The organism is Kineococcus mangrovi, from assembly GCF_041320705.1.
GTDB classification, from domain to species: Bacteria; Actinomycetota; Actinomycetes; order Actinomycetales; family Kineococcaceae; genus Kineococcus; species Kineococcus mangrovi.
The window spans coordinates 165228-187515 of record NZ_JBGGTQ010000005.1 but is presented as its reverse complement, the minus strand read 5'-3'; the positions used below and the strand labels follow the sequence as shown (position 1 = coordinate 187515).

Genomic DNA, 22288 nt, shown 5'->3' with positions numbered 1-22288 from the left:
TGGTCCTGCGGTCCTCGTGCGGCCTGCTCCTCAGCGCTGAGGGGACCGGCGCGGTCGCTGGGGCGGACGTCGGCGCGCACGGGGCCCGGCACGGGGGGCACGGGTGGCACGGGTGGCACGGCGTTCGGGTGGTCCACGGTCCCCTCCTCCCAGGGCGTCCGGGCGGACCCCGGGGAGGGCGAGGGGAGGAGGAGGTCCCGGCGGCACCGCGAGGTGCCTGCGGGACCGCCGACGGGGCGAGGTCGGCGCACGACGACGGGCCCCGGACGGGGCGCGACGGCGCACGGCGACGACGCCGCGCGCTGCCTCCCATCCGGACTCTCACCGTCGGCCCCGGAGTTCCACCGGGTCGACCACCCACCGAGGTGGGGGCTCGCGGACTGTCACCGCCGGTTCGGACTTCCACCGACCCCGGAGCACGCGTGTCGTGCGGTCTTGCTCGTGGGCGTCAGTGTGCCACGCGACGGCCCGTCCCACGGCCCGGGACGACCTCGGTGGGCGCGGGTCAGTGGGCGCAGGCCCTCGCCGCGAGGTCGCGCAGCTCGCCGATGGCCGCGGCCGCGTCGTCGGCGCCGTAGACGGCCGACCCGGCGACGAAGACGTCCGCGCCCGCCTCGGCCGCGCGCTCGACGGTCGCGGTCGAGACCCCGCCGTCGACCTGCAGGCGCACGTCGAGGTCACCGATGGCCGCGCGCGCCCGGCGGATCTTCGGCAGCGTCACGTCGAGGAACCCCTGGCCGCCGAAGCCGGGCTCGACGGTCATGACGAGGAGCATGTCGAACTCCGGCAGCAGGTCCAGGAACGGCTCGACGGGGGTGGCCGGACGCAGGGCGATGCCCGCCCGGCCCCCGGCGGCGCGGATGTCGCGGGCCAGCTTCACGGGGGCCCGCGCGGCCTCGGCGTGGAAGGTGACGCCCGCCGCGCCGGCCTCGGCGTACGCCGGGGCCCAGCGGTCGGGGTCCTCGATCATGAGGTGGCAGTCCAGCGGCACCGGGCTGACCCGCTGCAGCGCTTCGACGACGGGCAGACCGAGGGTGAGGTTGGGGACGAAGTGGCCGTCCATGACGTCGACGTGGGCGGCGTCGGCCGTGGCGATGCGGGCCAGCTCGGCCTGCAGGTTCGCGAAGTCGGCGGACAGGATGCTGGGGTTGACCTGGGGTCCTCGGTCGCTGCGCACGTCCCCGACCGTACTGGCTGGCCCGGACACCACCGGAACGGGTGATGACGTCACCGTGCACCACTGGTGTACCGTGACGTCATGTCGACGACGTCCGCCTTCACCCTGCGCCTGGACGACGCGCACCGGTCGATGCTGGAGCGCCTGCAGGCGCGGCACCCGGGCCTCTCGCGGCAGCGGCTGTTCGAGCGGCTGCTGGAGCAGGCCGACGAGGCCGACCGCGCCGACGTGCAGGACATCGCCCGCGCCGTCTACGCGCAGAACCGCGAGCTCTTCGACTCCCTCGCCCACGACCTGGACGGCCCCGACCTCGTGAGCACCCGCCGGGCGTGATCCTGCCCGTCCGCTACCTCACGGTCGGTGACGTCGTCCGCTTCACCGCGATCTTCCCCGACGGCCCTTTCGACGTCCGGGACGCGGGTCTGCTGGCCCTGGCCGTGCAGCGGCCGCAGCTGCAGGTGCTCGGCCGGGACGCCTACCCCGACCTGTCCCGCAAGGCCGCCGCGCTGCTGCACTCCCTCGTGCGCACGCGCCCCCTCGTCGACGGCAACGAGCGCACGGCGATCCTGTCCGCCATGGCGATGCTGCACCTCAACGGCACCGGTGTCGGCGCGGCGCCGGTGCCGGCCGGGACGGCGCTCACCCGCGACGTCGCCGACGGCACCCTCGACGACGTCGCGCAGATCGCGGCGCGGCTGGACTCCCTCGTCCGCCGCCTGGGGTGAGGCGCCTCAGCGGACCACGACGTCGCTGGGCCGCAGGTCCCGGACCGACCCGATCCCCATCTGCCGCAACGTCGTCGTCAGCTCGGCCTGGTAGCGCGTGAGCACGTCGGCGACCCCGTCCGCGCCGTCGGCCGCGAGCCCCCACATGACGGGGCGGCCGACGTGCACGGCCCGGGCGCCGAGCGCGAGCGCCACGGCGGCCTGCGCCCCGCCGCGGACGCCGGAGTCGACGTGGACCTCCACCTCGGCCCCGACCTCGGCGAGGATCTCCGGCAGCGCGTACGCGGAGGTGACGGAGTTGCCCAGGCGGCGACCGCCGTGGGTGGACACGATGATCCCTTCCGCGCCGCCGTCGACGCAGCGGCGCGCGTCGCGGGCGGTGAGCACACCCTTGCAGAGCACGGGCAGGCCGGAGACCTCGGCGAGCCAGCCGATGGTGTCGGGGGTGAGGTCGAGCGCCATGTCGGTGTCGGCGCCGAACCGTTCGAGCTCGGCCGCGGTGAGGTTGGCGGTGCGGTTCCTGCGCGGGCCGGCGGGCCAGTTGCGCGGGTCGATCGCCGGGATCTCCCGCCCGATGGGGGTGGTGTCGACGGTGAGGATGAGGGCGCGGGCACCGGCGGCGGCGGCCCGCTCGACGAGCAGCCGCGTGGCCTCGCGGTCGCGGGCGACGTAGACCTGGTACCACCAGGGGGCGCCCTGGGCGGCGATGTCGTCGAAGCGGGCACCGGTGTTGGTGGAGACACCGAGCAGCGTCCCGGCCTTGGCGGCCCCCTGGGCCGTCAGGACCTCGCCCTCGGGGCGTGCTCCGACCTGCTGCGCCATCGGCGCGACGAGGACGGGGGCGGCGACCCGGGTGCCGAGGACCTCGGTCGTGGTGTCCTGGGCGGAGGCGTCGTGCAGCACCGCGGGCCGCAGGCGGAAGGCGTTCCAGTCCGCGATGCCCTCGCGGTCGCAGGAGCCGTCACCGGCGTTGGAGTGGTAGTACGCCGACACGTAGTCGGGCAGCACGGCGTCGGCGCGGCGGGCGAGGTCCTCGATCCAGGTCACGGACCGCATCCTCGCCCACCCGCCGGCCGGATCGTGACCAGATCCCCCGATCGAGGACCTGAGTCACCCCCGCCGTCACTAGTTCAGCGGCCGGGTCCCCTCCGGGACGCCGCCGCCGGCGTAGATGCCGCGGGCGGCGTCCTGCAGCGCGGTCAGCGCGACGCGCTGCGTCAGCGGCCCGTACGTGATGCGGGCGACGCCGAGCTCTGCGAGGCGCTGCTGCGGCGGGACGCCGGGCAGGCCGATGACGGACAGCTTCTGCGGGCCGAACGCGTCGACGAGGTGGGCCACCGCCTCCTCGTCGAGGGGACCGGGCGCGAAGACGGTCGTGGCGCCGGCGGCCAGGTAGGCCCGGCCGCGCTCGACGGCGTCGGCCAGGACGACGTCGCGGGGACGGTCGCCACCGCGCACGAACGCGTCGGTGCGGGCGTTGAGCACGAACGGCACGCCCTCGGCCTCACCGGCCGCCACGACCGCCTCGACGTTCGCGACGGACTCGGCCAGCGGGCGCAGCCGGTCCTCGACGTTGGCGCCCACGACGCCGACGCCGATGGCCTTGCGGACGGTCTCGCCGGCGTTCCCGAACCCGCCGTCGAGGTCGGCGGACACGGGCAGGTCCCCGGCCGCGACGACGATGCGCTCGACGAGGCTCAGGGCGAGGTCGAGGGGGATCTGCTCACCGTCGCCGTACCCGAAGGTGGCGGCGATGGAGTGCCCGGCCGTGGCCAGGGCCCTGGTCTGCGGTTCGCCCGCCACGACGGTCGCCGACACGGCGTCCCAGACGTTGACGAGGACGAGGAGCTCGGGGTCTTCGTGCAGCTGGCGCAGTCGCGCGGCCTTCTCGGCGGAGTTCACGCCACCGACGCTACCGGCGCCGCGCCCGGCCCGTGCCTCACCCCGTCCGGCGGACCAGGGCCACGTGCATGGCGTCGGTGCCGTGGGTGTGCGGCCACAGCTGCACCCCGAGCCCGGCCGCGGCGCCCGGTAGCCCGGGGACGACCCGCTCCAGGACGGCGGGGGTGTCGATGCGCTCGGCCGCGACACCGCGCTTGGCGGCCGCCTTGAGCGCGTCGTCGACGACCAGGCGGGTCTCGGACAGCACGGGCGAGCACGTCGCGTAGGCCACGACCCCGCCGGGACGGACGGCGTCGAGCGCGGAGCCGAGCAGCTCGCGCTGCAGCGGCGCCAGGCCGGCGAGGTCGGCGGGGGTGCGGCGCCAGCGGGCCTCCGGGCGCCGCCGCAGGGCGCCGAGGCCGGTGCAGGGGGCGTCGACGAGGACGCGGTCGTAGCCGGCGGGTTCGACGGCGCCGACCTCGCGGCCGTCCCCGACGCGGACCTGGACGGTCCCGGCGGCGACGGCCTCGACGGGGGCCAGGGCCTGCCGGACGAGGTCGGCGCGGTGCGGGGCGACCTCGACGGCGGTCAGCGCGGCTCCGCGTCCGGCGGCGGTGGCGGCCAGCAGCGCGGCCTTGCCGCCCGGCCCGGCGCACAGGTCGAGCCAGCGCTCGTCGCGGCCCTCGACGTCGGCGGCGGCGAGGACGAGGGCCACGAGCTGGGACCCCTCGTCCTGGACGCGGGCGCGCCCGGCGCGGACGGCGGCGAGGCGGCCGGGGTCGCCGTGGACGACGTGCGCGGCCGTCGGGGACCAGCGCCCCGTGCCGACCTCGACGTGGGCGTCGCGGCCGACGAGGTCGTCGACGGTGCTCAACCCGGGCAGCGCGGCGAGCGCGACGTGGGCGGGCGTGTTGTCGGCCACGAGCAGGTCGACGAGCTCGCCGGTGTCGTGGCCGTGCGCGCGCAACGCCTCCCGCAGGCTGCGCACGACCCACTGCGGGTGGGAGTGCCGCACGGCGAGGTCGTCGTCGGAGTCCCCGGGGGCGACCTGCGCCGCCCACTCCTCCAGCTCGCGGCCGGAGGCCTTGCGCAGCACGGCGTTGACGAGACCGGACGGCCCCCCGCCGACGTGCGTGCGCGCGAGCGCCACGGACGTGGCGACGGCCGCGTGGTCGGGCACCCGCATCCCCAGCAGCTGGTGCAACCCCATCCGCAGGACGTCCAGGACCCCGTCGTCGAGGTCGGCCAGCGGCCGGTCCACGAGGGTGGCCAGCAGCGCGTCGTACGTGCCGCGACCGCGCAGGACGCCGTAGGCCAGCTCGGTGGCGAAGGCGGCGTCACGGCCGCCCAACCGCTTCTCGCGCAGCAGCTTCGGCAGGACGAGGTTGGCGTAGGCGTCCTGGGTGGCAACGGCGCGCAGCACCTCGAACGCCACGGCGCGCGCCGGGTCGACGCGGGTGAAGCGGTCCTGCTTCACCCCGCGACGGGGGGTGCGGACCCCGGGGACGGACGGACCGGTCACGCGAACTCCTCCCCCGGCCCAGGCCGGGTCCCGCGCGCCCAGTCGGACGCGCCCATCGCCTTCTTCCCCGCGGCCTGCACGGTGCCGAGCGCGACGACGCCCGCCCCGGTCCCCACGAGCACGCGCTTCCTCTCCACGAGCACGCCCCCCGGGGCAAGGTCCGGCCCCTCGAGCGGCACGACCGGCCCGAGCTTGACCCGCTCGCCGCGGAACGTCGTCCACGCGCCGGGGTCGGGCGTGCAGCCGCGCACGAGGCGGTCGACGTGCGCCGCGCTCGCGGTCCAGTCCACCTGCGCCTCCTCCACGTCGATCTTCGGCGCGAGGGTCGCCTCGCCCTCCTGCGGCCGCGCCACGGCGGTGCCGTCCTCGAGCGCATCCAGCACGTCGACGAGCAGGCGCGCGCCCGAGACGGCGAGGCGGCCCAGCAGGTCACCGGCGGTGTCGCGCGCCCCGACGGGTTCGCGCAGCGAGGCGTGGACGGGGCCGGTGTCCAGCCCCTCCTCGAGCTGGAAGACGCAGGCCCCGGTGACGTCGTCACCGGCCATGACGGCCCGCTGCACGGGGGCCGCACCGCGCCATGCCGGCAGCAGCGAGAAGTGCAGGTTCAGCCAGCCCAGTCGCGGGACCGCGAGCGCCTCGGCGGGCACGAGCGCGCCGTAGGCGACGACGGGGCACGCGTCGGGGGCGTACGAGCGCAGTTCGGCGAGGAACTCCTCACCGCGCGGGCGGGCCGGTTGCAGGACGGGCAGGCCGACCTCGCGGGCGCGCTGCGCGACGGGCGAGGCGGCTTGCTTGCGGCCGCGACCGGCGGCGGCGTCCGGGCGGGTCAGGACCGCGACGACCTCGTGGCGGCTGGCCAGCAGCGCGTCGAGGGAGGCGAGGGCGACGTCGGGGGTGCCGGCGACGACGAGGCGCACTACCTCGCCTGTCCGAAGGTGGCGTGCGGGGACACCTTCACCTGCGGGGCCTCCAGCCCCATCCACTCGGCCTCGCGGACGGCCTTGAGCGCGAGCTTGCGCTGAGCCTTGTCGAGGCGGTCGATGAACAGGACGCCGTCGAGGTGGTCGGTCTCGTGCTGGATGGCGCGGGCCTTGAACTCCGAGCCGGAGATGGTCACCGGTTCGCCGTGCATGTCGAAGCCCTTGGCCACGACGTGCAGCGAGCGGCGGGTGTCGGCGATGATCCCGGGGAACGACAGGCACCCCTCGTCGCCCTCCTGGCACTCCTCGGACAGGTCGAGCACGGGGTTGACGAGGTGCCCGAGCTCGCCGTCGGCGTGGTAGGTGAACACGCGCAGCGAGACCCCGAGCTGGGGCGCGGCCAGCCCGGCGCCGGGGGCGGCGAGCATCGTCTCCTCGAGGTCCTTGACGAGCTGGCGCAGCTCCTTGTCGAAGGTGGTGACCTCGGCCGCGCGCTGGCGCAGGACCGGGTCCCCGAAGAGTCGGATCGGCTGGATCGCCACGGAGCTCCCTGGATCGAGGTGCGGTGTGCGCGCCCGATCCTACGTCCGCGACGGCACCGCCCCGTCGACGGTGGCGGCGAACGTCACGCTGCGTAGGAGGCCGCTGGCGGTGCGTCCCGCTGCTGGCCCCGCGGGGCGACCCGGCTCGGACGGGCGGGTGAGGCCGGGGCCCGGAACGGCCGGTCGGGGTCGAGGCTCGGCTGGTGCACCTCACGAACCACAGCTTCGCGTTCACCGTCGGCGCCGTGCTGGCCTTCGCCGTCCACGTCGACCTCCCGGTGCTCGACCTGGCGGTCGTGGGGTGGATCCTCATGCTCGTGGCGCTGGCCTCGACGCTGCTGGAGGTCGTGGGCCGGCGGACCCGGACCCGCGCGCCGGGGACGGGGTCCGGACCGCAGCCCGGCCCCGCCCGCACCTCGACCGCCGCCCGGGTCTCCCCCTCGGTGGCGCCGTGGGACACCCGCGCGTTCCACGCCGTCGCGCGACCGGCCGGGGAGTCCTGACCCGTTCCGTCACGGGGTGACCCCTCGCCCCACCACCGCGCACGCGGTGACCTCGTGCTCCTCCACCGCGCACGAGGTCACCGCGTGCGATCAGACCTCGCGCTGCTTGGGCGAGGACTCGTGGGTCTTGGCCGGGTCGCGCTCGACGACGTCGCCGAGGACGGCGTCGATGCGTTCGAGCGCGTCGGCCGGGATCGTCACGCCCGCGGCGGCGGCGTTGTCGTGCACCTGCTCGGGCCGGGACGCCCCGATGATCGCCGTGGCGACGTTCTCGTTCTGCAGGACCCAGGCCACGGCCAGCTGCGCCATCGACAGGTTCAGGTCCGAGGCGATCGGCTTGAGGTCCTGGACGCGGGAGAGGACGTCGTCCCGCATCCAGCGCTGGATCATGTTCGCGCCGCCCTTGTCGTCGGTGGCGCGGGACCCGGCGGGCAGCTCACCACCGGGGGTGTACTTGCCCGTGAGGACGCCCTGGGCGATGGGCGACCACACGACCTGGCTGACGCCCAGCTCCTGGGAGGTGGGGACGACCTCGCCCTCGATGACGCGCCACAGCATCGAGTACTGCGGCTGGTTGGAGACGAGGGAGATGCCGAGGTCCTTCGCCAGCTCGGCCCCGGCGCGCAGCTGCTCGGCGGTCCACTCGCTGACGCCGACGTAGAGCACCTTGCCGGACCGCACGAGGTCGGCGAACGCCTGCATCGTCTCCTCCAGCGGCGTCGCGTAGTCGTAGCGGTGCGCCTGGTAGAGGTCGATGTGGTCGGTGCCGAGCCGGCGCAGCGACCCCTCGCACGCCTCCAGGACGTGCTTGCGCGACAGGCCGGTGTCGTTGTGCCCCTTGGGACCGATCGGCCCGAAGACCTTGGTGAGGATCTCCAGGGACTCCCGTCGCTGTCCCTTGAGCGCTTCCCCCAGGACGGTCTCGGCGGCGGTGTTGGCGTAGACGTCGGCGGTGTCGAAGGTCGAGATGCCGACGTCGAGGGCCGCGCGCACGCACGCGAGCGCCGCCTCGTTCTCCACCTGGGACCCGTGGGTCAGCCAGTTGCCGTAGGTGATCTCGCTGATCTTGAGGCCGGAACGGCCGAGGTGTCGGAACTCCATCCCGAAAGCCTCCACCCGCCGGGGGAGCTTCGCGCTCTCAACCGATCTGCAGCGGGTCCACCCGCACCCGCACGAGCGGCAGCTTGCGGACGCTGCGCCCGGCCGTGACGGTCTTGACCGCGGTGGCGAGCTCGGCCGAGCGCTCCCGCGGGACGCGCACCACGCTGCGCACGGCGGGCGCCTGGCCGGGCCGGTCCGGCACGGGCAGCGGCCCCAGGACCCGCACGCCGGGCAGGGCCGGCAGGGCGGCGACGAACTCCTCCACGTCCGCGGCGGGGCCGATGAGCCCGGCGAACCGGGCGGCCGGCGGCAGGTCGAGCTCGCGGCGCTGGGCCAGCTCGCGCTCGGCGAACCCGGCCGGGTCCCAGCGCACGAGGGCCTGCGCGGGCGCGGCCTGCGGGTCGGCGACGAGGACGACGGCCCCGCCGGCCGAGGCGGGCTGCACGAGGGCGGCCGCGGCCGTCCAGCGGCGGTACGCCTCCTCGGCCGCGCGCAGGTCCGGCCGGGCCAGCAGCGCCCACCCGTCCAGCAGCATCGCGGCCGCGTAGCCGCCCGGTGCCACGGGTTCGGCACCGGGGGTGGCGATGACCAGCGAGGGCCCGCCGGGGACGACGTCCAGGACGTGCGACCCCCCGGAGGTGCGGACGTCGACGCCGGGGAACGCGCGGCCGAGCTCCTCGGCGGTGCGCCGGGCCCCGGTGACCACGGCGCGGAACCGGCTGTCGCCGCAGTGCCCGCACGTCCAGTCGGTGGCGGGCCGCCCGCACCAGCGGCACGCGGCGCGCTCCCCCGCGTCCGGGACGGCGAGCGGGCCGTGGCACGACGTGCAGCGGGCCGGCTCCCGGCACGTCTGGCAGGCCAGCGTCGGGACGTACCCGGTGCGGGGCACCTGGACGAGGACCGGCCCGCGGCGGACGGCGTCGCGCAGGACCCGCCAGCCGTCGCTGGGCAGGCGGGCCGCGGCGGCCAGCGGGTCCTGCGCGTCGGGGCCGGACGTGCCGGCGACGGCGATGCGCGGGGCCCTGGCCCGGACGGTGTCGCGGGTGGCCAGCACAGGCCGGGCCCACCCGGACTCCAGGAGCAGCTGCGTCTCGGCGGTGCGGGTCCAGCCCGCGAACAGGGCCGCGGCACCGGCCTGCTCGGCGCGCAGGACGGCGACCTCGCGCACGTGCGGGTAGGGCGCGCGCTGCTCGGCGTGGGAGTCGTCCCCGTCCTCCAGGACCGCGACGAGCCCGAGGTTCGGCAATGGCGCGAAGACGGCGGCGCGGGTGCCGGCGACGACGCGGGCCCGCCCGGTCAGCGCCTGCAGGAAGGAGCGGTAGCGGGCCGCCGGGCCGAGGTCGGCCTCCAGCCGGACGTGCCCCTCCGGCACCACGCGCTCCAGCGCGGCGCCGAGCCGGTCCAGGTCGCGGTGGTCCGGGACCACGAGCAGGGCGGTGCGCCCGGAGGCCAGCGCGGCGCGGGCGGCGAGCGCGAGCAGGGCGAACGGGTCGCTGCCGGGCGCGAACGTCGCCACCGCCCGCGGTGAGGAACCGTCGCGGACGTGGGCCAGGAACGCCGGCCCGGCCCGGTGGTGCTCCCAGCCGAGCAGGTCCGGGCCCAGCGCGACGGGGTCGTGCCGCACGGGCGCGGCCCGCAGCACCTTCTCCTCGGCCCCGGCGTGCCGGCCGGGCACGGCCAGGCGCACGACGTCGGACAGCGTGCCGCCGTACTCCGCCGCGACCTGCCGGCACAGCTCCAGCGTCGCACCGGGCAGCACGGGCAGGCCCGAGACGACGCGGCGCAGCCGGGCCATCCGGCCGGTGTGGTCGGTGCTGGCCAGCCGCTCCAGGACGTACCCCTCGGCGTCGGTGCCCGCGAACGGCACGCGCACCAGCCGGCCCGGTTCGGCCGTGTGCTCCATCGAGGCCGGGACGAGGTAGTCGAAGGGCCGGTCCAGGTGCGGCAGCGCGGAACCGACGAGGACCCGGGCGATCGGGTCGGTCGTCGTGACGTCCTCGGGCGCCTTCGTCCGCCGCGCCCCCTTCGCACGAGCGCTCGTCGGGCCCGGCCCGTCGGGCCCGGGCCGGGCCCGTCCCTCGGTGCTCAGTTCCCCGTCGCGGCGCGCAGCGCGTCGACGCGGTCGGTGCGCTCCCAGCTGAAGCCGGGCAGCTCACGGCCGAAGTGGCCGTAGGCGGCGGTCGGGGCGTACACCGGCTGCAGGAGCTGCAGGTCGCGGACGATCGCGGCCGGGCGCAGGTCGAAGACCTCACGGATCGCGGTCTCGATGCGGCCGCGGGCAACCGCCTCGGTGCCGAACGTCTCGACGTACAGGCCGACGGGCTGGGCCTTGCCGATGGCGTAGGCGACCTGCACCTCGCAGCGCGTGGCCAGACCCGCGGCGACGACGTTCTTGGCGACCCAGCGCATCGCGTAGGCCGCGGACCGGTCGACCTTGGAGGGGTCCTTGCCGGAGAACGCGCCCCCACCGTGCCGGGACATCCCGCCGTAGGTGTCGACGATGATCTTGCGGCCGGTCAGGCCGGCGTCGCCCATCGGGCCGCCGATCTCGAAGCGGCCCGTCGGGTTCACGAGCAACCGGACGTCGGAGGTGTCGAGGTCGAGACCCTCCAGGACGGGCTCGATGACGAAGCGGCGCACGTCCGGGGTCAGCGTCGAGGCGAGGTCGACGTCCGGTTCGTGCTGCGTGGAGAGCACGACGGTGTCCAGGCGCACGGCCCGGTCGCCGTCGTAGCCGATGGTGACCTGGGTCTTGCCGTCGGGGCGCAGGTAGGGGACCTCGCCCTTCTTGCGCACCTCGGACAGGCGCTGGGACAGCCGGTGCGCCAGGTGGATCGGCAGCGGCATGAGCTCGGGGGTGTCGTCGCACGCGTACCCGAACATCAGGCCCTGGTCGCCGGCGCCCTGCAGGTCCAGCGGGTCCACGCCGCCGCCGACGCGGTTCTCGTACGCCTCGTCGACGCCGGCGGCGATGTCCGGAGACTGCGAGCCGATGGACACCTCCACGCCGCAGGTGCGGCCGTCGAAACCCTTGGCCGAGGAGTCGTACCCGATGTCCAGCAGCGTCCGGCGCACGATGGTGGGGATGTCGGCGTAGGCCTCGGTCGTGACCTCGCCGGCCACGTGCACGAGCCCGGTCGTCACCATCGTCTCGACCGCGACGCGGCTGCGCGGGTCCTGGGCGAGCAGCGCGTCGAGGATGCCGTCGGAGATCTGGTCGCAGATCTTGTCGGGGTGCCCCTCCGTGACCGATTCGGAGGTGAACAGGCGCAACGGGGTGGTCACGGGGCTCCAGTCGTCAGCGGGGGTGGATCAGGGGGTCGGGACGTGTGGGGGAAGCATAGGCACCACGGCGTCCCACACCGCATCGGCCACCACGTCCTTGCTGGTCTCGGCGACCTCGCGCTCGCTGCCGTCGCGGCCCAGGACCACGACGGCGTTCGTCGGGGCCGCGAAGCCCTTGCCCTCCCCGACCTCGTTGAGCACCAGCAGGTCGCAGCCCTTGCGCGCCAGCTTGGCGCGGCCGTGGTCCAGGACCGAGCCCGTCTCGTCCCCGGTCTCGGCGGCGAACCCGACGAGGACCGTCCCCGCCCCGGACCGGGCCCGGTCGGCGACGAGCCCGGCGAGGACGTCGGGGGTGCGCTCGAGGACGACGACCGGGTCGCGCGAGGGGTCGTCGGACTTCTTGATCTTGGCGCTCGCCCGCGCCGACGGGCGGAAGTCGGCGACGGCCGCGGCCATGACCACGACGTCCGCCGCGGCGGCGCGCGAGTGCACCGCCTCGGCCAGCTCGGCGGCGGTCTGGACGGGCACGACGTCGACGGCGGCCGGCGCGGGCACCTCGACGTGCGCGGCGACGAGCGTGACGTGCGCCCCGCGGGCGGCCGCGGCGGCGGCCAGCGCGACCCCCTGGCGCCCCGAGGAGCGGTTGCCGAGGAAGCGGACCGGGTCCAGGGGTTCGCGGGTGCCACCGGCGGAGACGACGACGCGACGGCCGGCCAGGTCGCGCGGACGGGACCCGGACCCCAGCAGACGGCGGCACGCGGCGGCCACGTCGGCGGGCTCGGGCAGCCGCCCGGGGCCGGAGTCGGCGCCCGTGAGGCGACCGGAGGCGGGGTCCAGGACGGTCACCCCCCGCGAGCGCAGCAGCGCCACGTTGGCCTGCACCGCCGGGTTGAGCCACATCTCCGTGTGCATCGCCGGGGCGAGCAGCACCGGGCACGTCGCGGTCAGCAGGACGTTGGTCAGCAGGTCGTCGGCCAGGCCGTGCGCGGCGCGGGCCAGCAGGTCCGCGGTGGCGGGGGCCACGACGACGAGGTCGGCGTGCCGACCGAGCCGGACGTGCGGCACCTCGTCGGCGTGCGTCCAGACGTCGGTGGCGACCGGCTTGCCGGACAGCGCCTCCCACGTGGCGCGGCCCACGAAGCGCTCGGAGGCGGCGGTGGGCACGACGGTGACGTCGTGCCCGCTCTCGCTCAGCTCCCGCAGGAGCAGCGCCGCCTTGTAGGCGGCGATCCCGCCCGCGACCCCCAGGACCACGCGGGGCGCCCGGGAGCCGGGGGCGGGGACGTCGCTCACTGCTCGATGGGCTCCGAGGTCAGCAGCCCCTCGTTGATCTCGCGCATGGCCACGGACAGGGACTTCTCCTGCACGTGGGTCTCCACCAGCGGGCCGACGTACTCCAGCAGGCCCTCGCCCAGCTGGGAGTAGTACGCGTTGATCTGACGGGCGCGCTTGGCCGCGTAGATCACCAGGGCGTACTTGGAGTCGGCGACCGTCAGCAGGTCGTCGATGGGCGGGTTGGTGATGCCCTCGGGCGCCGCGACGGTTCCAGCCACGATCAGTTCTCCTCGCGTCGAAAGAGCCGGTCAGCTGACCGGCAGACCCATCCATCTTACGAGCTCGTCCGTGGCCCGGTGCACGTCGTCGTTGTAGATGGTCACGTCGAACTCCGGTTCGGCGGCCAGCTCGACGCGCGCGGTCTCCAGCCGGCGCTCGCGCTCCTGCTCGGTCTCGGTGCCCCGGCCCACGAGGCGGCGGACCAGCTCGTCCCAGCTCGGCGGGGCGAGGAAGACGAACCCGGCCTCCAGGTCGGTGCCCCGCGTGGCCTGCCGGACCTGCCGGGCACCGGCGAGGTCGATCTCCAGCAGCGCCGGGCGGCCCGAGGCCAGCACCTGCGCGACCGGCCCGCGCGGGGTGCCGTAGCGGTGCCGGCCGTGGACGCGGGCCCACTCCAGGAGCTCGCCGTCGCGGACGTAGCCGTCGAACGTCTCCTCGGAGACGAAGTGGTAGTGCACGCCGTCGACCTCGCCGGGCCGCTGCGCCCTCGTGGTGGCCGAGACGGAGATCCAGATGTCGGGGTACCGGGCCCGCAGGTCGGCCGAGACGGTGCCCTTCCCGACGGCGGTGGGACCGGCGAGGACGGTCAGGCGGTGGTGCGGGGACTGCACAGCGTTCAGGACGCGCTCCCGGCGGCGGAGCCGAAGCGCTCGACGAGGGCGGCGATCTGGTGGGCGCCCAGGCCGCGCACGCGCCGCGACTCCGAGATGCCGATCTCCGCCATGATCTGCTTGGCGCGGACCTTGCCCACGTTCGGCAGGGACTCCAGCAGGGCGGAGACCTTCATCTTGCCGAGGACCTCGTTCTCCTGGCCCTCCTCGATGACCTCCTCCAGGCTGCCGCCGGTGTACTTGAGGCGGTGCTTGACCTCGGCCCGCTCGCGGCGGGCCGCCGCGGCCTTCTCCAGGGCGGCGGCGCGCTGTTCGGCGGTCAGGGGAGGCAGAGCCACTTCATCACCTCGGGTCGTAGCGCTCCCAGGACGGGTGCCCCGGTGGTCCGGGTGAACCTATCCACCCAGGTCACGGGCCTGCAACGGCGGGCCGGCCACGGCGGGGCCGCGATCACGCGGGGCCGAGCACGACGGGGTCGGCCCCGTGGTGCGCCGTCAGCTCCCCCGCCTCGATCTGCTCGGCGAAGTGGCAGGCCACCCGGTGCTGCGGGGGGTGCCCGGCCGGCACGCGCAGCTGCGGGCGCTCGTCGTGGCAGCGGGTCCCCTGCACCCACGGGCAGCGCGTCCGGAACCGGCAGCCCGAGGGCGGGTCGGCCGGGCTGGGCAGGTCCCCGACGAGGCGGATCCGCTCGCGCGCGGCCTCCGCGACGGGGTCGGGCACGGGCGCGGCGGACAGCAGCGCCCGGGTGTAGGGGTGCAGCGGGCGGTCGTACAGGTCCGCGCTGGGGCCCTCCTCGACGAGTCCGCCGAGGTACATGACCCCGACCGTCGTCGAGACGTGCTTGACGACCGCGAGGTCGTGCGCGATGACGAGGTACGTCAGCCCGAGGTCGCGCTGCAGCTCCTCGAGCAGGACGAGGACCTGGGCCTGGACGGACACGTCGAGGGCCGAGACCGGTTCGTCGGCCACGAGCAGCGCGGGGTCCAGGACGAGGGCGCGGGCGATCCCGACGCGCTGGCGCTGACCCCCGGAGAACTCGTGCGGGTACTTCGCGCCCGCCCCGGCGGGGAGCCCGACCCGGTCCAGCAGCCCGCGCACGCGGGTGCGCCAGGCCGGGGGGCCACCCGGGGCGCGGTGCACGGCCAGGGGCTCGGTCAGGGCGCTCTCGACGCTCTGGCGCGGGTCGAGGCTGGCCAGGGGGTCCTGGAAGACCATCTGCATGCGCCGGCGCTCCCGGCGCAGCTCCTCGGCGCCGAGGGCGAGGACGTCGCGGCCGTCGAGGTGCACGGACCCGCCGGTGGGTTCCTCCAGGCGCAGCACGGCCCGGCCCAGCGTCGACTTCCCGCAGCCGGACTCCCCCACGAGGCCGTAGGTCGTGCCGCGGGCGACGTCGAGCGAGACCCCGTCGACGGCCCTCACGGCCCCGACGCGGCGCTGCAGGATCCCCGAGCGGATCGGGTAGGGGACCTGCAGGTCGCGCACGGACAGCAGCGCGTCCCCCGTCCCCGGGGGCGACGGCGCGGGCACGGTCATCGTGAGACCTCCAGCTCGGCGGGGTGGACGCAGCGGGCGGAGTGCGCGACGGGGCCACCGGCCGCGTCCAGGCCGATCGCCCCGGTGCGGCAGGCGTCGTCGGCCACGCCGCAGCGGGGGGCGAAGGCGCAGCCCACGTCCCACGGCAGCCGGTCCTGGACCGAGCCGGGCACGGGCCGCAGGGCCACGCCCTCGGGGGCGTCGACCCGGGGGACGGCGGCCAGCAGCCCCTCGGTGTACCGGTGCCGCGGCCGGGCGAACAGCTCGGCGCGCGGGGCCTGCTCGACGACCTTGCCCGCGTACAGCACGTTGACCCGGTCGCACGTGCCCGCCACGACGCCGAGGTCGTGGGTGATGAGGACCATCGCCGTGCCCGACTCCCGGACCAGCCCCGTCAGCAGGTCCAGCACCTGCGCCTGGATCGTCACGTCCAGGGCCGTCGTCGGCTCGTCGGCGATGATGAGCCGCGGCGAGCAGGCCAGGGCGATGGCGATGAGGACGCGCTGGCGCATCCCGCCGGAGAGCTGGTGCGGGTACTCCCCCACCCGCCGGCGCGGGTCGGGGATGCCGACGCGGCCGAGCAGCTCCACGGCCTCCTTCCTCGCCGCCGCCCGGTCCAGGCCGGTGTGCGCGCGCAGCACCTCGGTGAGCTGCCGGCCCAGCGTCAGGACGGGGTTGAGCGAGGTCATGGGGTCCTGGAAGACCATCGCGAGGTCCTTGCCGCGGCGGCGGGCGAGCTGGGCGGGCGAGGCCGTCAGCAGGTCGGTGCCGTCGAAGCGGACGGACCCGCTGACGCGGGCCGAGCGCCGGGGCAGCAGCCCCATGACCGCGAGCGACGTGACGGACTTCCCGCAGCCGGACTCCCCGACCAGGCCGACGACCTCACCGGCCTCGACGTCGAAGGAGACCCCGTCGACTGCGGTGAAGTCGGGTGAGCCCTTGCGGGAGAACGTCACCCGCAGGTCGTCGACCTCGAGCAGCGTCATCGCGAACTCCTGGGGTCCAGGGCCTCGCGCAGCGCCTCGCCGAGCAGGGTGAACCCCAGCGCGGTGACGGCGATGGCCAGACCGGGGTACAGCGCCAGGTGCGGCGCCTGGTCGAGCCGGGCCTGGGCGGTGACGAGCATGCGTCCCCACTCGGCGACGGCGGGGTTCGGGTCGCCCAGGCCCAGGAAGCTGAGCGCGGCGACCTCGATGACGGCGGTGGCCAGCGTGAGCGTGGCCTGCACGAGCACCGGCCCCAGGGAGTTGGGCAGCATGTGCCCCACGACGATGCTGCGCCGGCGCAGCCCGAGCGAGCGCAGCGCGACGACGTAGTCCTGGCCCCGCTGGGCCAGCAGCGAGGCCCGCAGCAGCCGCGCGAAGATCGGGACCTGGGCCGCGGAGATGGCCAGCATGATGGCCAGCCCGCTGCGCCCGAGCACCGCGGCGACCGAGACCGCCAGCAGCAGGCCGGGGATGGACAGCAGCACGTCGACGACCCGCATGACGACGGTGTCGACCTTCCCGCCGATCCCGCCGGCGAGGACCCCCAGGAAGGCCCCGGCCGCGAGGCCGACCCCGGTGGAGACGACCCCGATGACGAGGGAGGAGCGCGCGCCGTACAGCAGCTGCGTCAGCAGGTCCGAGCCGAAGGAGTCCAGGCCCAGGGGGTGCTCGGCGCTCGGACCGGGCACCGAGGTGGGCGTCACCTGCCCGAACCACTCCGAGGTGGCCGGCCGGTACGGCGCCAGCAGCGGGGCGGCGACGGCGACCACGACGAAGAGCAGGACGATGACGGCGCCCACGATCCCGGCGGGGTTGCGGCGCAACCGCCGCCAGGCCGAGCGCCAGGGACCGGTCCCGGCCTGCCCCGTCGTCTCGCCCGTCGCGTCGGGCGAACCGGGTCCGGTCGGCGGCAACGCGTCCAGTGCGGTCACGACACCCTCACCCTCGGGTCGATGAACCCGTAGCTGACGTCCACCACGAGGTTCACGAGCGCGTACACGACGGCGATGAAGAGGATGAACCCCTGCAGCACCGGGTAGTCGAGCTGGGTCACGGCGTCGAACAGGTAGCTGCCGATGCCGTTGATGGAGAACACCGTCTCGGTCAGGACCGCCCCGGACAGCAGCGCCCCGGCCTGCAGGCCCAGCGTGGTGGAGACCGGCAGCAGCGCGTTGCGCAGGACGTGCCGGCGGCTGACGATCGCGCGCGGCAGGCCCTTGGCCTGGGCGGTGCGCACGTGGTCGTCGCCCAGGACGTCGAGCACCGAGGCCCGGGTGATGCGCACGATGATGGCCAGCGGGATCGACCCCAGGGCCAGGGCGGGCAGCACGAGGTGGACGAGCGCGTCCCAGCTGGCGTCCCACTCGCGCGTCAGCAGCCCGTCCAGCACGTAGAAGTTCGTGACGTGGGTGGCGTCGATGCGCGCGTCCTGCCGGCCCGAGGTGGGGAACCACCCGAGCTCGATGGCCAGGACGTACTTGAGGATGACGGCGAGGAAGAACACCGGGACGACGACGCCGAGCAGCGACCCGCCGACGACGAGGTTGTCCAGCCAGCCACCGCGGCGGCGGGCCGCGACGTACCCCAGCGGGATCCCCACCACGATCGCCAGCAGCAACGCCGCGACGGCCAGTTCGATCGTCGCGGGGAACCGTTCGGCGAACGTCCGCACCACCGGTTCCCCGGTGTTGATCGAGGCGCCGAAGTCGCCTCGCAGCAGCCGGCCGAGGTAGGTGACGTACTGCTGCCAGACCGGCTGGTCGAACCCGTACCGCTCGTTGATCGCGGCGATGCCGGCCGGGGTGGCCTTCTCGCCCAGCAGCGCCCGGGCCGGGTCCCCCGGAAGGGCCCGGACCCAGGCGAACAGCAGCAGCGACAACCCGAACAGGACGACCACGAGCAGTCCGAGGCGGCGCACGACGAGCGTCAGCACGGCGCCGCCCGGCGCGGCGTCAGCACGGCGCCGCCCGGCGCGGCGCGGCCGGTCCCATCAGGAGTCGGACACGGAGACGGTGTTCCACACCTCGTCCTGCACGGGGCTGGCGGTGTACCCCTCGACGCCGGGGGCGAAGGCGAGCGAGGGGACCGGGCTCGCGATCGGGATGCCCGGCAGGAGCGTCATGATCTGCTCGTTGATGTCCTGGTAGGTGCTCTCCTGCTCGGACTCGCTCGTCACGGTGCGGGCGTTGGCCAGGGCCTCGAACAACCCCTGGTCGGTGAAACCCCACTCGTTCGTCGGCGCACCGAAGAACACCCCGATGAAGTTGTCCGGGTCGTTGTAGTCGCCCGTCCACCCCAGCAGGTGCAGGCCGTGCTGGGTCGTGCCCTGGACGGTCCCGAGGTAGTTCGGCGTCCACTGCTCGGCGACCGGGGTCGTGGTGATGCCCGCGGCGGTCAGCTGCTGGTTGATCGCGTTGTAGATGGTCTCGGGGTTCGGCATGTAGGGCCGGGAGACCCCGGTCGGGTAGTTGAACGGCACGTTGATGCCGGTCTGACCGGCCTCGGCGAGCAGCTGCCGGGCCCTGTCCACGTCGTACTCGTACGTCGTGACGCCCTCGTTCCAGCCGGTGACGTTGTCCGGCATGAACTGCGTCGCCGGTTTCGTGCCCGAGGGGAGGGCGTTCGTGATGAGCGCCTCCTTGTCGATGGCGTGGGCGATCGCCTGGCGCACCCTGGGGTCGCCCAGCGGGGCGTAGGCCTGGTTGATCCCGAGGTAGAGGATGTTGAACGCGGGCCGGTTCTGGATCTGGAAGTCGGACGACTCCAGCGTCTCGACGTCGGCGGGGGCGACGAGGTCGTACCCGTCGATGTCGCCGTTCTGCAGCGCCTGCCGGCGCGCCGTGCCGTCACCGATGACGCGGACGACGGCCGTGGCGACCTTCGCCTTCTCGCCCCAGTACTCCTCGTTGCGCTTGAGGGTGACCTGCTGACCGCGTTCCCACGCGCTGAACGTGAACGGCCCGGTGCCGACCGGTCCGGAGGTGGCGTAGGCGCTCTGGCGCGGGTCCGAGCCGTCGGCGCCGTTGCCGCCACCCGCCTGGACCGCCCCGGTCTCCTGCATGGCGAACGCAGGCAGGGTCAGGGACGCCAGGAACCCGGCGAACGGGCGCGTCAGGTTCACCGTGACGGTGCCGTCGGGGTTCGCCGTCGAGCCCGCGTACAGGGACTCCCCGAGCGCGGGGTCGTCGTTCGTCCTGAACCCGCGGAAGATGGACCGGTAGTAGTACGCGAGGTCCTCGCCCTGCGCGATGCCGCGCAGGGCGTACCAGCGCTCGAAGTTCGCGACGACGGCCGCGGCGTCGAACGGTACGCCGTTGGAGAACGTCACCCCGTCCTGGAGCGTGAACGTGTAGGTCAGGCCGTCGTCGGAGGCCTCCCACTGCGTGGCCAGCGACGGGGCGAGGTCGGTCGTGCCCGGTTCGGTGGCGACGAGCCCCTCGAAGATCTGCCGGGTCACGCGGAACGTCTCACCGTCGGAGGCGAAGACGGGGTCCAGGGAATCGGGGTCGGCGGACCCGCCGAAGACGAACGTGTCCCGGCCGCTGCCACCGCCGGAGTCCCCCGAACCCCCCTCGTCGCGCTGGCTCTGCGCGCACGCCGACAGCGTGGCCAGACCCGCGGCGGACACGGAGGCGAGGGTGAACGCCCGCCGGGTGGGGCGGACGCGCAGGGGTTCCTGCGCGGGGTCCTGCGGGGGCACTGCGGGCTGCGTCTTCGGCGACATCGACGTCCTCGTTCTGGCGTACGGTTCGGAAGGTCCTGCTTCAGTGCGTGCGAGGGCTGACGCTAGGACATGACCGGGTGATCACCAAGACCGCTTCAGTCTTGTCACAAAGTTGTTACATGCGCGGTTCCTGCTGAGGATTGCCTCATTCATCAGCTCCGATGTGGGCAGATTGTCGGCTCTCGGATCTGCGGGCAGGTCGGACGACCTGTCTTCTCGCGCGACCGACGTCAGGTGCGGGGCACCGGGGAACGAGCGGTCGAGCTGCGTCCGCCCCTCATCGAGGTGGAACGCCGTGATCTCCCGAGCACCCGCAACCGCGAGACCTGCACCTCCAGCGCGGTGCGCGGGGTTCTCGCGGGCGCGGGTGCGGAGCAGACCACCTCGCGGCCCGAGGGCCAGTCGCCGACTGGGCGGTCTTCGCCACCGCTGCCTGCGGACGTCGAACGGGTCCGGGGACGGTCCACTCGGGTGACGCGCCGCGATGGACGGTCCGGAACAGGGTGCTGTCAGTGAGGGCGAGGTGCGGCGTCGGAACGCCTCGTCGGCCATCGGCCCCCTGGCGCACGAAGCACCGTGCCCGAGAAGGAGAGTCATGGCCCTCGACGACATCACCAGCCCCGAGACCACCAGCGCCAGCAAGCCGACCCTCGTCACGGGCGCCAGCGGGGGTGTCGGTTCTCGCGTGGTGGCGAACCTCTCCGCTGCGGGGGTGCCGGAGCGGGCCTCCAAGCGCCGTCCCCGACCAGGTCGGTTCCCGCAGGGGGTCGAGACCTTCCCCTGGTGCTGGCCACCGACGCCCTGGGGTGGGGCGTCGCTGCACCAACCCGACACCCTGACCGCCTCTTCCACGAGCGCGACATCGCCGACGTGGCCACGGCCGCTCTGCGCGGCCAGGACCCCACCGCGCTCAGCGCTCTGCCGACCGGTCCGGCCCGGACCAGCCGGCGTGAGCAGGTCGCGGTGATCGTCCGGGCGATCGGCCGCGACCTGGTGGTCATCGAACTGACGCGCGCCGAGGCCGGCGAGCAGTTCTCCCGCTCCACGCCCGCCGTCGAGGCTGAAGCCGTCCTGCGGTTCCTCGACGACGCCGCAGCCGGGAACTCCCCGGCCACCACCACCGTGCGGACCCTGACCGAGGTCCTGGTCTGCTTCGACGACGGCCCGGCCCGGCAACGACGGCACCGAGGCTGTCAACCCCGGTCGTCGAGAAGACCCGACGCCTGGCGCACCGGTTCCGCGACGTCGGCGACCACCGCACTCGGGTTCTGCCGGCCGCTGAGGGAACCGACCCCGGCGACGACGTCGGCGCCGGGCGGGGTGAACCACCCACCCGGACACCCGAAGAGCCAGGTCGTCCGAGGTGCAGCGGCACGTGGCCCACGGACGCTCGGCCGGTCGAGCTGCGTCGCCACCGGCACCGGTGCCGTGACGGTCCCACGTCGCCGCGTCCTGCAGTGCGGTCGTGAGCACCACGACTGCGTTCGCCACGACCGTCGACGACATCGCCTGGGAACGGACCAACCCGGACGGCACCCGGTCGGCCACGCTGGTCGGCACCCGGGAGCCGGGGAAGACCTTCACCTACGCCTTCTTCATCCCGGCCGGGGTCTGGGACCGACCGCACGCGCACACCGCCGACGCGCACCTGGTCGTCGCTCGCGGCGAACTGCGCCTGGGGTACGGCGACGTCTTCGACCGGGACACCGCGGTGCGCCACCCCACCGGCAGTTTCCTGCACGTGCCGGCCGGCGCGGTGCACTTCGACGGCGCCGAGCAGGACACCGTCCTCATCGGCACAGCCGTCGGTCCGTGGTCCACGGACCACGTGGATCTCGGGGACTCCCGGGACTGAGCGCGACCGGCCGCACGGCGAGGCCGCCGGCGACAGGAACCCCTCAGAGCGGGACGCCGCGCGCGCTGTCGAGGCTCATCCGCTCCAGCCACGACCGCGCCTCGAGGGCGGCGAGGAGCTGCCGCTCCCCGCTGGCCTCGCGCATCTCGGCGGGGGCGAGCTCGGCGACGGCGTCGACGGCCTCCTGCAGCACGACGACGGGGTCGATCGCGAGGTTCTGCAGGAAGGCCCCGACCTGCCGGCGCGCCTCGAGCTCGTCGTGCCCCACCTCGACGGCGGTCACGGTCAGCGCGGCGAGCCCGCGGGCGATCATGCGCGAGGGCATCGACGGGCCGGGGTGGGGACGCGGGACAGCACGTCAGCCATCGT

General features: G+C 74.8%; 23 protein-coding genes and 1 riboswitch. Of the genes, 4 read left to right on the top strand and 19 right to left on the bottom strand.

Features of this window, described 5'->3' with window-relative positions; translation table 11 throughout:
- Window positions 1-297: 297 nt before the first annotated feature.
- Window positions 298-424, bottom strand: a riboswitch (FMN riboswitch).
- A gap of 81 nt (window positions 425-505) precedes the next feature.
- Complete coding sequence (gene rpe, locus AB2L28_RS12225; protein ID WP_370719160.1) at window positions 506-1177, bottom strand: ribulose-phosphate 3-epimerase; 672 nt, start codon at window positions 1175-1177, stop codon at window positions 506-508.
- 81 nt (window positions 1178-1258) lie between these two features.
- Here rpe and AB2L28_RS12220 point away from each other — a divergent pair, with 81 nt between their 5' ends.
- Window positions 1259-1510 (top strand): hypothetical protein, encoded by a 252-nt coding sequence (locus AB2L28_RS12220; protein WP_370719158.1) that lies wholly within the window; start codon window positions 1259-1261, stop codon window positions 1508-1510.
- Window positions 1507-1902, top strand: coding sequence for a type II toxin-antitoxin system death-on-curing family toxin (locus AB2L28_RS12215; protein ID WP_370719157.1), 396 nt, complete (start codon window positions 1507-1509; stop codon window positions 1900-1902). The genes AB2L28_RS12220 and AB2L28_RS12215 overlap by 4 nt, the downstream gene beginning before the upstream one ends.
- 6 nt (window positions 1903-1908) lie before the next feature.
- Here AB2L28_RS12215 and AB2L28_RS12210 read toward each other — a convergent pair whose 3' ends face one another.
- From AB2L28_RS12210 to def, 5 genes are all read right to left on the bottom strand, one after another.
- A complete protein-coding gene (locus AB2L28_RS12210; RefSeq protein ID WP_370719155.1) occupies window positions 1909-2949 on the bottom strand; it encodes an alpha-hydroxy acid oxidase in 1041 nt (346 codons plus the stop codon).
- 78 nt (window positions 2950-3027) lie between these two features.
- Window positions 3028-3804: an isocitrate lyase/PEP mutase family protein gene (locus tag AB2L28_RS12205; protein ID WP_370719153.1), complete on the bottom strand. Its 777-nt coding sequence runs from the start codon at window positions 3802-3804 to the stop codon at window positions 3028-3030.
- 37 nt (window positions 3805-3841) lie between these two features.
- Window positions 3842-5305, bottom strand: coding sequence for an RsmB/NOP family class I SAM-dependent RNA methyltransferase (locus AB2L28_RS12200; protein WP_370719151.1), 1464 nt, complete (start codon window positions 5303-5305; stop codon window positions 3842-3844).
- On the bottom strand, window positions 5302-6222 hold the full coding sequence (gene fmt / locus AB2L28_RS12195) for a methionyl-tRNA formyltransferase (protein ID WP_370719149.1): 921 nt from the start codon (window positions 6220-6222) through the stop codon (window positions 5302-5304). Before fmt ends, AB2L28_RS12200 begins: the two co-directional genes overlap by 4 nt.
- Window positions 6222-6767 carry a peptide deformylase gene (gene def, locus AB2L28_RS12190; RefSeq protein ID WP_370719147.1) on the bottom strand — a complete coding sequence of 182 codons (546 nt, stop codon included), beginning with the start codon at window positions 6765-6767 and terminating at the stop codon, window positions 6222-6224. Before def ends, fmt begins: the two co-directional genes overlap by 1 nt.
- Before the next feature lie 203 nt (window positions 6768-6970).
- Here def and AB2L28_RS12185 point away from each other — a divergent pair, with 203 nt between their 5' ends.
- The gene (locus AB2L28_RS12185) at window positions 6971-7270 is read left to right on the top strand and encodes a DUF6458 family protein (RefSeq protein ID WP_370719145.1); all 300 of its coding nucleotides are present in this window, start codon (window positions 6971-6973) and stop codon (window positions 7268-7270) included.
- Window positions 7271-7360: 90 nt separating this feature from the next.
- On the opposite strand, the gene AB2L28_RS12180 is transcribed toward AB2L28_RS12185, so the two are convergent.
- From AB2L28_RS12180 to AB2L28_RS12125, 12 genes are all read right to left on the bottom strand, one after another.
- Complete coding sequence (locus AB2L28_RS12180) at window positions 7361-8371, bottom strand: aldo/keto reductase family protein (RefSeq protein WP_370719143.1); 1011 nt, start codon at window positions 8369-8371, stop codon at window positions 7361-7363.
- A 37-nt stretch (window positions 8372-8408) separates the two neighbouring features.
- The gene (locus tag AB2L28_RS12175) at window positions 8409-10460 is read right to left on the bottom strand and encodes a primosomal protein N' (RefSeq protein ID WP_442490336.1); all 2052 of its coding nucleotides are present in this window, start codon (window positions 10458-10460) and stop codon (window positions 8409-8411) included.
- A complete protein-coding gene (gene metK, locus AB2L28_RS12170) occupies window positions 10457-11656 on the bottom strand; it encodes a methionine adenosyltransferase (RefSeq protein ID WP_370719141.1) in 1200 nt (399 codons plus the stop codon). The genes AB2L28_RS12175 and metK overlap by 4 nt, the downstream gene beginning before the upstream one ends.
- 27 nt (window positions 11657-11683) lie before the next feature.
- Window positions 11684-12949: a bifunctional phosphopantothenoylcysteine decarboxylase/phosphopantothenate--cysteine ligase CoaBC gene (gene coaBC, locus AB2L28_RS12165; protein WP_370719139.1), complete on the bottom strand. Its 1266-nt coding sequence runs from the start codon at window positions 12947-12949 to the stop codon at window positions 11684-11686.
- Window positions 12946-13209, bottom strand: coding sequence for a DNA-directed RNA polymerase subunit omega (rpoZ, locus tag AB2L28_RS12160; protein ID WP_106206095.1), 264 nt, complete (start codon window positions 13207-13209; stop codon window positions 12946-12948). Before rpoZ ends, coaBC begins: the two co-directional genes overlap by 4 nt.
- Window positions 13210-13239: 30 nt before the next feature.
- Window positions 13240-13821, bottom strand: coding sequence for a guanylate kinase (gene gmk, locus AB2L28_RS12155; protein ID WP_370719137.1), 582 nt, complete (start codon window positions 13819-13821; stop codon window positions 13240-13242).
- A 5-nt stretch (window positions 13822-13826) separates the two neighbouring features.
- Window positions 13827-14159: an integration host factor, actinobacterial type gene (gene mihF, locus AB2L28_RS12150; protein ID WP_370719135.1), complete on the bottom strand. Its 333-nt coding sequence runs from the start codon at window positions 14157-14159 to the stop codon at window positions 13827-13829.
- 112 nt (window positions 14160-14271) lie between these two features.
- A complete protein-coding gene (locus tag AB2L28_RS12145; protein WP_370719133.1) occupies window positions 14272-15354 on the bottom strand; it encodes an ABC transporter ATP-binding protein in 1083 nt (360 codons plus the stop codon).
- The gene (locus AB2L28_RS12140) at window positions 15351-16340 is read right to left on the bottom strand and encodes an ABC transporter ATP-binding protein (protein ID WP_370719131.1); all 990 of its coding nucleotides are present in this window, start codon (window positions 16338-16340) and stop codon (window positions 15351-15353) included. Before AB2L28_RS12140 ends, AB2L28_RS12145 begins: the two co-directional genes overlap by 4 nt.
- A complete protein-coding gene (locus tag AB2L28_RS12135; protein ID WP_370719129.1) occupies window positions 16337-17272 on the bottom strand; it encodes an ABC transporter permease in 936 nt (311 codons plus the stop codon). The genes AB2L28_RS12140 and AB2L28_RS12135 overlap by 4 nt, the downstream gene beginning before the upstream one ends.
- Complete coding sequence (locus tag AB2L28_RS12130) at window positions 17269-18273, bottom strand: ABC transporter permease (protein WP_370719127.1); 1005 nt, start codon at window positions 18271-18273, stop codon at window positions 17269-17271. The genes AB2L28_RS12135 and AB2L28_RS12130 overlap by 4 nt, the downstream gene beginning before the upstream one ends.
- A 57-nt stretch (window positions 18274-18330) precedes the next feature.
- Window positions 18331-20064: an ABC transporter substrate-binding protein gene (locus AB2L28_RS12125; protein ID WP_370719125.1), complete on the bottom strand. Its 1734-nt coding sequence runs from the start codon at window positions 20062-20064 to the stop codon at window positions 18331-18333.
- A 1465-nt stretch (window positions 20065-21529) separates the two neighbouring features.
- On the opposite strand from AB2L28_RS12125, the gene AB2L28_RS12120 reads away from it, so the two are divergent.
- Window positions 21530-21919, top strand: coding sequence for a cupin domain-containing protein (locus AB2L28_RS12120; RefSeq protein WP_370719123.1), 390 nt, complete (start codon window positions 21530-21532; stop codon window positions 21917-21919).
- A gap of 43 nt (window positions 21920-21962) precedes the next feature.
- Here the strand turns inward: AB2L28_RS12120 and AB2L28_RS12115 are convergent, their stop codons facing one another.
- Window positions 21963-22244, bottom strand: coding sequence for a hypothetical protein (locus tag AB2L28_RS12115; protein ID WP_370719121.1), 282 nt, complete (start codon window positions 22242-22244; stop codon window positions 21963-21965).
- Window positions 22245-22288 lie beyond the last annotated feature (44 nt).